Genomic DNA, 7,554 nt, shown 5'->3' with positions numbered 1-7,554 from the left:
ACCACTGGGTCCGAAGACAGCCGGGAACAGCTCGGGCACGATCCGACCAAGCACCAGGTTGCAGTCGGTGATCGTCAGCGGACCGCCGTTCCGGTAACAGGCCGGACCCGGCTGTGCGCCCGCGGACTCCGGACCCACGCGGAATCGCATGCCGTCGAAACGGCAAACCGATCCGCCGCCCGCCGCGACGGTGTTGATCTCCATCATCGGCGCGCGGATTCGGACCCCGCCGACGACGCTCTCCTCGGCAAGCTCGAAGGTCCCGGCATAGTGCGACACGTCCGTCGAAGTTCCGCCCATGTCGAAGCCGATCAGCCGCTCACCCCCATGCGGCCCGCTTGCAGCGACCATGCCGACGACGCCGCCCGCCGGACCGGACAGGATTGCATCCTTGCCGCGAAAGACGCGCGCGTCGGTGAGGCCGCCGTTCGACTGCATGAACTGGAGCTTCGCGCGGGCGGGTAGCCCCGCGGCGAAGCGGTCGACGTAGCGCCGCAGCACGGGCGACAAATAGGCATCCGCGACGGTCGTATCGCCTCGGGCAACGAACTTGATCACGGGTGCGACATCGTGGCTTGCGGAGACCTGGGTGAAGCCGAGAGACCTCGCGAGCTCCGCCACGCGCCGCTCGTGGCCCGGAAAGGCCCAGCCATGCATCAACAGGACGGCGACGCTGTCGAATCCCTGTTCCCGAAGCGCAAGCAACGCGGCGCGCGCGCCTGCCTCGTCCAGTGGCACGACAATCTCGCCCGACGCGCCGACCCGCTCGTCCAGCTCGGCAACGGCGTCGTACAGCATCGATGGCAGGACGATGTGCCGGGCGAAGATGTCCGGCCGCGCCTGATAGCCGATGCGAAGAGCGTCGCCGAAGCCGCGGGTCGTGACGAGCGCAGTGCGGTCGCCCGTGCGCTCGAGCAGCGCGTTGGTCGCGACCGTGGTCCCCATCCGCACCGATGCAACCGACCCGCCGTCCTGCGCGACGATGCGACGAATGCCCTCGAGCGCGGCGTCCGCATATTGGCGGGGGTTATCCGACAGCAGCTTCATGACGCGCTGCAGCCCGTCGGAGCTCTGGCCGACGATATCGGTGAAGGTGCCACCGCGATCGATGGCGAACGACCAGGCACGGCTCATGGGCCGACATCCAAAGACAGCTTCCCCGCGCAACTCAAGAGCGTTCCGCGCACCCCGGGCTGTCGACTGGCGCGCCCGGCAGGATTCGAACCTGCGACCACAAGCTTAGAAGGCTCGTGCTCTATCCAACTGAGCTACGGGCGCGCACGCCACAGACCTAACCGCAATTGACGCGAAGCGGAACCGCGCTACGCCTACGGCTCATGGAGCGGGGCGAACGGCGAGCAGTCGAGGCGCGCGACCTGACGGGCGCGCACTTTCGCGCGTTCGATATCGTGATGGTAGCCTTCGTCGTCGTGCTCCTGCTGTCGAACGTGATCGGCGCGGAGAAACGATCGGTCGTTCCGTTGCCCGGCATCGGGCCATGGCCATTCGGCGCGGGCATCCTGTTCTTCCCGATCTCCTATGTCATCGACGACGTCCTGACCGAGGTCTACGGATATGCGCGCGCGCGCCGGGCGATCTGGGCGGGCTTCGCCGCGCTGGCCTTCATGGCCGTGATGGAATGGACGGTCGTTCGTCTCCCCGTCGCGCCGGGCTGGACTGGACAGCCGGCCTACGAGCGCGTGTTCGGAAGCGGCTGGCGCATCATCCTCGCGTCGATGGCCGCCTTCTGGGCCGGCGACTTCCTCAATTCGGTCGTGCTCGCGAAGATGAAGATCTGGACCAGGGGCCGTTATCTGTGGACCCGGACGATCGGCAGCACGATCGTCGGCGAGGGCGCGGACAGCCTGATCTTCTATCCGCTCGCCTTTTACGGCCTCGCCGACTGGCCCGCCGACGCCATGCTCCAGGTGATGCTCAGCCAGTTTGTCCTGAAGGTCGGGTGGGAAGTGGTGCTGACTCCCGTCACCTACGCCGTAGTCGGATGGCTGAAACGACACGAGGGCGTGGAAGTATTTGACGTGGGAACGAATTTCACGCCATTCTCCGCCCGCGTTTAACGCTCGTTTGATGCGAAGGGGGATTCGCGGATGATCATCGTTCGGCTTGCGCTCGGCGCAGCGTTGCTTGCATCGGCCGCCGCGGCCCAGGCTGCCACCGTCGTCATCATGGTCGACCCGATGACCCTCGATCATTACACCCGGGTGATCGACACGCCCGGCCGCGACCGCGTGCTGATGTGCATGGCGCCGCCCTCGACCAGTGGCTGCACCGAAGTCCCGATCAAGCCGAAGCGCTAGACGCCCACCGTCTCCAGCAGGCCTTCGAACAGGCGGCGTCCGTCGGTGCCGCCGTGGGCGGGCTCGACCACCCGCTCGGGGTGCGGCATCAGGCCGAGCACGTTGCCGGCGTCGTTGAGGATTCCGGCAATGTCGTTCGACGAGCCGTTGCACGCATCGAGATAGCGGAAGGCGACGCGGCCTTCGCCCTCGAGTCGCTCCAAAGTCCCTGCGTCCGCCTGATAATTGCCGTCATGGTGCGCGACCGGGAAGGTGACCCTTTCGCCCGCTTCATATTGCGAAGTGAACAGGCTCTGGCTGTTCTCGACCCGGAGCGGCACCTGCCGGCAAATGAAGCGAAGGCCCGCGTTGCGCATCAGCGCCCCCGGCAGGAGCCCGGCCTCCGTCAGCACCTGGAATCCGTTGCAGATGCCGATCGCCGGCACGCCCCGCGCGGCGGCGTCGCGAACCGCGCCCATCACCGGCGACCGTGCCGCCATCGCCCCGGACCGCAGGTAATCGCCATAGGAGAAGCCGCCTGGCACCCCGATGAAGTCGATGCCTTCCGGAAGCTCGGTCTCGCGATGCCAGACCATCGCCGGCTTGCGGCCCGTCACCTGCTCCAGCGCAACCGCGAGATCGCGGTCGCAATTGGATCCCGGGAAGACGATGACTGCAGTCTTCACTGCTGCGCGCCCTCCAGCCGCTCGATGCGGAAGTTCTCGATGACCGTATTGGCGAGGAGCTTTCGGCACATGTCCTCGATCGCTTTGTCCTCGGTCCCGTCCGCAAGCTCGAGCTCGATCAGCTTGCCGGCGCGCACGTCGTTGACGCCGCCGAACCCGAGACCCTCCAGCGCGTGATGAATCGCCTTGCCCTGCGGGTCGAGCACCCCGGGCTTGAGGGTGATGAATATGCGGGCCTTCATGCCGTCGCCTAGCACTGGTGAGCGTGTCCGGCCGCTATGGCGACGGCGGACGGACGCGGCAAGCTTTACCGTCTTTTTACCTCGCGGGCGCATTCCGGCCCGCAGTCGGGGAAGCTCGTTCTGGAGAAGGCCTTATGGTCGGTGGCATCGCAATCGCCATTTTCATCGCGCTGTTCGGCTTCGGAGCCAAATATTTCGGCTGGGATGATCCCGACGGGAAGGTGCAGCTCGCCCTTGCGACGAGCTTCATCCTCGGCATCCTGAGCGGCTACAAGGCCCGGAGCTGACCGCCGCCCGGCCGTCGCGCCGGCGCACTTGCAAGGTCTTCGTCCGGGTCCTAGCCCGCGCTCTCCCAAGGAGCGCGTGAATGCCAGGCCCGATCTCGACCCGAAGGCACGGCGACGTGCTCATCGTCCTCAGCAACAACCCGCCGGTCAACGCGCTCTCGACCGCGGTTCGTCAGGGTCTGGTCGACGCGATCGCCGAAGCGGAGGCCGATGGCGACGTGCGCGCCGTGGTCATCGCCTGCGAGGGGCAGACGTTCTTCGCCGGTGCCGACATCAGCGAGTTTGGAAAGCCGCCGCAACAGCCTTGGCTGCCGACAGTGGTCGAGGCGATCGAAAACTGCAGCAAGCCAGTCGTCGCCGCAATCCACGGCACTGCATTGGGCGGCGGGCTCGAGATCGCGCTCGGCTGCCATTATCGCGTCGCCGATGCCTCGGCGAAGCTCGGTACGCCGGAAGTCAAGCTCGGCCTGCTCCCGGGGGCCGGCGGCACCCAACGGCTGCCGCGCGTCGCCGGGGTGCGCAAAGCGCTGGAAATGGTCACCTCCGGCACGCCGATCGGCGCTCGTGACGGCTTCGCCTGCGGCCTCGTCGACCGGCTGGTGGAAGGGGACCTCATTCCACATGCCGTCGCTTATGCGGAAGAGGTCCGCGACGTACGCCCGCTGCCCAAATCCTCGGAGCGGCAGGGCAAGATCGAAGAATGCGATCCGGCCCTGTTCGACGACTTCCGCAAGGCGAATGCGAAGCGGTTCCGCGGCTTCGACGCGCCCGAAGCGAACATCAAGGCGGTGCAGATCGCGTGCTCGACACCCTATTCCGAAGGAGTCGTCGAAGAGCGCAAATTGTTCATGGAGCTGATGACCGGCGCCCAGTCCGCGGCGCAGCGCCACCTCTTCTTCGCCGAACGCAAGGCCGGCAGGATCGATCGCCTGCCCGAGAACACGGCGCCTCGCGCGATCGCCAGGGTCGGCGTGATCGGTGCCGGCACCATGGGCGGCGGCATCGCCATGAATTTCCTGTCCGCCGGCATTCCCGTCACCATCGTCGAGATGGGGCAGGAGTCGCTCGACCGCGGCACCGGCATCATGCGCCGGAACTACGAAGCGAGCGCGGCCAAGGGGAAGCTCACGGCCGACCAGGTCGAAACGGCGATGGACTACCTGCAGCCGACGCTCGACTTTGCTGCGCTCGCGGACTGCGACCTCGTCATCGAGGCCGTCTATGAGAATATGGACGTGAAGAAGGAGGTGTTCGAGCGGGTCGACAAGATCGCGAAGCCGGGTGCGATTCTCGCGTCCAACACAAGCTACCTCGATCTGAACGAGATCGCGGCCGTTACCTCGCGGCCGGCCGACGTTGTCGGGCTGCACTTCTTCTCGCCGGCCAACATCATGAAGCTGATCGAGGTGGTGCGCGGCGACGCCACAGCGCCCGACGTGCTCCTCACCGCGATGACTCTGGGAAAGCGCATCCGCAAGGTACCGGTGGTCGCCGGGGTCTGCCACGGCTTCATCGGCAACCGCATGCTCCGCCAGCGCCAGAACGAGGCGACCAGGCTGCTGCTGGAAGGTGCCAGCCCAGAGCAGATCGACCGCGTCCACGTCGACTTCGGCATGCCCATGGGCCCGTTCCAGATGCAGGACCTCGCCGGCGTCGACATTGGCTGGCACCGCGACCCCAGCCGGGTCGAGACGATCCGCGACCAGCTGTGCGCAATGGAGCGCCGGGGCCAGAAGACGGGCGCCGGCTTCTACGATTATGACGACAAGCGCCGACCGACCCCGTCGCCGCTGGTGCAGCAGGTGATCGAGGATTTCTCTGCCAGGAACGGCGTCCAGCGCCGCGAGATCACAGACCAGGAGATCGTCGAGCGCACGCTCTACACGATGGTCAACGAAGGCGCGAAGATCCTCGAGGAAGGCATCGCCCAGCGCGCGTCGGACATCGATGTCGTCTGGGTCTACGGCTACGGCTGGCCGGTCTATCGCGGCGGCCCGATGTTCTGGGCGGACAGTGAGGGGCTTGCGAAGATTGTCGACGGCCTCAGGCGCCAGGAAGAGCGATTGAAGCCGGAGTTCAGCTTCTCCAACCTCCTGCTCGACATGGCAGCGAAGGGGGACAGCTTCACACGCTAGGCGGCTGGCATGGGCTTTTGGGCAGGATGGAACCCATCGTGCCCCGTGTCTCGTTCTTGGCACGACGCAAGGGGAGACCAGGCATGGCAGACCGAACCATCGAGGCCCGGGATCAGCATCCGCTTCGGCGCTACTCGAACGTGGCCGTCACCTTCCACTGGCTGACCGTCGCGCTGGTATTGTTCCAGTTGTGGCTTGGATTCAGCTTCGCCGACCTGGCGCAGGGCCCTCGGCGCACGGATCTCTTCACCTGGCACCGTACGATCGGCGCGGTTATCCTTCTGGTCGCGATTGCGCGCCTCACCTATCGCCTGATGAACCCGCCGCCGCCCTATCCGCCCGAGTTGCCGGCGTGGGAGCGTGCCGCAGGAACCTGGAATCACCGCCTTTTCTACCTCCTGCTGATCGCCATTCCGATCGGCGGGCTGCTCGCGGTGTCAGGCCATACCGAAGGGCCGACGATCACCTTGCTCGGCGGCGTCCAGATTCCGAAGGTGCCGGGAATATCGAAGGATTTCGGTGAGCTCGCAGCGAACATTCACGTCCTCGCGGTCTGGCTGCTGATCCTCCTCATGGCGCTTCATGTCGCGGCTGCTCTGAAGCACCAGTTCATCGACCGGAACCGCGCCGCCGGGCGGATGCCGCCGTTTCGCGACCCGGTCGACGAGCCGGTCGTCATCGGCCAGGGATCGGCGGCTCGTTCAGAAGACTGAGCATCGCCACCGCCACCGCCGCGATTCCGGCGCTGGTCAGGAACGCCGCGCCGCTGCCGCTCCGGTCCCACAGCCAGCCGGCGCCCAGGCTTGCCAGCAGTGAGCCGATCCCGGTCACGAACCAGAAGGCGCCGAAGCTCGTCGCGCGCAAATGCTCGGGCGCGCTGTCGGCGATCATTCGCGAGAAGATGCCTTGGGTCATCGCCATGTGTGCGCCCCAAAGCACAACCCCGATGAACAGGCCGAGCGGAGTCGCCGACTTCGCGAGCACGACGTTGCCGGCGATCAGGACGACGATTCCCGCCATCAGGATCGAGCGCGGCTTCATCCGGTCGCTGAGCGCTCCCGCCGGGTAGGCGAGCGCGACATACGCGAGGTTGAACACTGCGAGCGTCACCGGCGACCAGCTTTCCGAAAGGCCGGCTTCCATGCCCTTGAGGATCAGGAAGCTCTCGGAAAAGCGCGCGAGCGTGAACAGGAACCCGACCGCGAGAAGCCGCCTGGTCTCCTTGTCCAGATCGCGGAAGCCGCGGAAAAAGGGAGAGGCCTTGGATGGCGCGAGATGCTGTTCCGGCTCGCGGAGCGCAAGCCAGGCGAGCAGCACCGACGCTGCTGCGGGGATGATCGCGATCCAGTAGATCAGGCGGATATTGCCGCCGAGAAGCATCATCATGCCAATGGCCAGCAGTGGTGCGATGAGCGCTCCCACCGTGTCGAGGGCCTGGCGCAGGCCGAACGCCCGCCCGCGGATTTCCGGCGGCGTCTCATCGGCGATCATCGCGTCGCGCGGCGCACCACGGATGCCCTTGCCGACGCGGTCGGTGAAACGCGCGACCATCACCGCCACGCCGCTCCCGGCCAGCGGGAACAGAGGTTTCGACAGCGCCGCGAGACCATAGCCGGCAAGCACCCACGGCTTCCGCTTGCGGCTGCGGTCGGACAGCCGGCCGGAGAACAGCTTGCCGAAGCTCGCCGTCGCCTCGGCGACCCCGTCGATTGCGCCGAGGACGCTTACCGGCAGGCCCAGCGCGAGTGTCACGAAGGCCGGCAGAAGCGCGTGATAGATTTCGCTCGACAGGTCCATCAGCAGGCTGACGAAGCCGAGCACCCAGACGGTCCGGGGCAGGGGAGGGCGAGTGCTCACTCGCAGCCTTTGGTCCGGGCGACAGGACGACGCAAGTCTGCGCCCGACAA

9 protein-coding genes and 1 tRNA gene are annotated in these 7,554 nt (G+C 66.5%); 5 read left to right on the top strand and 5 right to left on the bottom strand.

Features of this window, described 5'->3' with window-relative positions; all coding sequences use genetic code 11:
- The coding region (locus JOZ79_RS01745) for a hydantoinase/oxoprolinase family protein (RefSeq protein WP_294069744.1) at positions 1-1,134 on the bottom strand (1,134 nt) is incomplete at its 3' end.
- Between the two features lie 67 nt (positions 1,135-1,201).
- Positions 1,202-1,278, bottom strand: a tRNA-Arg gene (locus tag JOZ79_RS01740).
- A gap of 59 nt (positions 1,279-1,337) precedes the next feature.
- On the opposite strand from JOZ79_RS01740, the gene JOZ79_RS01735 reads away from it, so the two are divergent.
- Both JOZ79_RS01735 and JOZ79_RS01730 read left to right on the top strand, forming a co-directional pair.
- Positions 1,338-2,078, top strand: a complete 741-nt coding sequence (locus JOZ79_RS01735) for a queuosine precursor transporter (protein WP_294069741.1) — start codon at positions 1,338-1,340, stop codon at positions 2,076-2,078.
- Positions 2,079-2,108: 30 nt separating this feature from the next.
- On the top strand, positions 2,109-2,318 hold the full coding sequence (locus JOZ79_RS01730; RefSeq protein ID WP_294069738.1) for a hypothetical protein: 210 nt from the start codon (positions 2,109-2,111) through the stop codon (positions 2,316-2,318).
- Here the strand turns inward: JOZ79_RS01730 and purQ are convergent.
- Positions 2,315-2,983, bottom strand: coding sequence for a phosphoribosylformylglycinamidine synthase subunit PurQ (purQ, locus tag JOZ79_RS01725; protein ID WP_294069735.1), 669 nt, complete (start codon positions 2,981-2,983; stop codon positions 2,315-2,317). The genes JOZ79_RS01730 and purQ overlap by 4 nt on opposite strands.
- A complete protein-coding gene (purS, locus tag JOZ79_RS01720) occupies positions 2,980-3,225 on the bottom strand; it encodes a phosphoribosylformylglycinamidine synthase subunit PurS (RefSeq protein ID WP_294069732.1) in 246 nt (81 codons plus the stop codon). Before purS ends, purQ begins: the two co-directional genes overlap by 4 nt.
- A gap of 134 nt (positions 3,226-3,359) precedes the next feature.
- Here purS and JOZ79_RS01715 point away from each other — a divergent pair, with 134 nt between their 5' ends.
- The 3 genes from JOZ79_RS01715 to JOZ79_RS01705 all read left to right on the top strand — a co-directional run bounded on the left by JOZ79_RS01715 (position 3,360) and on the right by JOZ79_RS01705 (position 6,360).
- Positions 3,360-3,512, top strand: a complete 153-nt coding sequence (locus JOZ79_RS01715) for a hypothetical protein (RefSeq protein WP_294069728.1) — start codon at positions 3,360-3,362, stop codon at positions 3,510-3,512.
- An 80-nt stretch (positions 3,513-3,592) separates the two neighbouring features.
- The gene (locus tag JOZ79_RS01710) at positions 3,593-5,647 is read left to right on the top strand and encodes a 3-hydroxyacyl-CoA dehydrogenase NAD-binding domain-containing protein (protein ID WP_294069725.1); all 2,055 of its coding nucleotides are present in this window, start codon (positions 3,593-3,595) and stop codon (positions 5,645-5,647) included.
- 83 nt (positions 5,648-5,730) lie between these two features.
- Positions 5,731-6,360: a cytochrome b/b6 domain-containing protein gene (locus tag JOZ79_RS01705; RefSeq protein WP_294069723.1), complete on the top strand. Its 630-nt coding sequence runs from the start codon at positions 5,731-5,733 to the stop codon at positions 6,358-6,360.
- Here JOZ79_RS01705 and JOZ79_RS01700 read toward each other — a convergent pair.
- Positions 6,323-7,504, bottom strand: a complete 1,182-nt coding sequence (locus tag JOZ79_RS01700) for an MFS transporter (RefSeq protein ID WP_294069720.1) — start codon at positions 7,502-7,504, stop codon at positions 6,323-6,325. The two genes, JOZ79_RS01705 and JOZ79_RS01700, sit on opposite strands and share 38 nt — an antisense overlap.
- Between the last annotated feature and the right edge of the window lie 50 nt (positions 7,505-7,554).

The sequence above is a fragment of the Sphingomonas sp. genome, assembly GCF_019242355.1.
Taxonomy (GTDB): Bacteria; Pseudomonadota; Alphaproteobacteria; order Sphingomonadales; family Sphingomonadaceae; genus Sphingomicrobium.
Note: the sequence above shows the minus strand (reverse complement) of the source record. Positions and strands in the feature narration are given on the sequence as shown.